The organism is Vibrio sp. 1249-1 (genome assembly GCF_033340495.1).
Window position 1 is genome coordinate 1 of record NZ_JAWOWJ010000126.1, and the last position, 1,087, is coordinate 1,087.

Genomic DNA, 1,087 nt, shown 5'->3' on the forward strand with positions numbered 1-1,087 from the left:
AATGGTGCGTAATAACGAGAGTTAACTAAGCGCGCTGCACCAGTTAAGTCCACGATGGTTACGATCCCTGCAACCGCACTGCCGTGAAGCATGAAGATCACTTCATTAGAATAAGCAGGTAGTGCTCGGCGTAACGCACTTGGCAAGATGATGCGTTTATAGGTCATAAATTTACTCATGCCATACGCTTTCGCGGCTTCCACTTCGCCTTTCGGCAAACCGTTAATCGCACCACGAATGATCTCTGCCGTATACGCTGATGTGTTTAGTACAAACGCAACCAGAGCACAAAACCACGCGTGTTCCCATAAGGTATCTTTCACTGGGAAAAACTGATCCATGCCATAGTAAATCAGATACAACTGAACAAGCAGTGGCGTTCCTCGGAAAAAGTAAATGAATCCCCAAGAAGGAAGGCTCAAAGCGTAGTTGGTACTGTTTCTCGCAATGGCGAGTGGAACTGAGACGCACAAGCCAATCACCAATGAAATGCCCACCAGCCAAACGGTCGTCCAAAGCCCTTGAAGGTAAACAGGGAAGCTTTCAATAATCAACGAAAAATCCATTACTTACCTCGCATGAATACTGAATTTGCGTTCAACGAGTTTTAACAACCCCGTCGAAATACTGGTGAAGAAAAGGAAAATCAGTGCAACGGCCATGTAGAACGTGAACGGCATTTTTGTTGTACCAGCCGCCAGAGAGCTCATTCTCACCATATCTTCAAGCCCGATAATGGAGACAAGCGCGGTGGTTTTTAACAATACCAGCCAGTTGTTACCAAATCCCGGTAGTGCATGGCGAATCATCTGAGGAAGAAGGATTCTTCTGAACGACAACACTGGGCTCATGCCATAAGCTTTTGCTGCTTCCAACTCACCTTTATCGACGGCCATGATCGCACCACGGAAAGTTTCCGCCATGTAAGCTCCAAAGATAAAACCAATTGTCAGCACACCGGCAATAAACGGGCTCACATCAATGTAGTCAGGTAAGTAAGAAGTCCACTCATGATTTGGGTCACTAGATGCAAACCATTCATTGAGCGTTTCGTTGATGGAATAGAGGCTATTGTTTAAAAGTATTT

At 45.6% G+C, this 1,087-nt stretch carries 2 protein-coding genes; both read right to left on the reverse strand.

The features are described 5' to 3' along the window. On the reverse strand, window positions 1–566 hold a 566-nt coding region (locus R7Z50_RS24710), incomplete at its 3' end, for an ABC transporter permease (protein ID WP_318149379.1). Between the two features lie 3 nt (window positions 567–569). Continuing rightward, a partial coding sequence (locus R7Z50_RS24715; protein ID WP_318149380.1) for an ABC transporter permease occupies window positions 570–1,087 on the reverse strand: 518 nt, incomplete at its 5' end.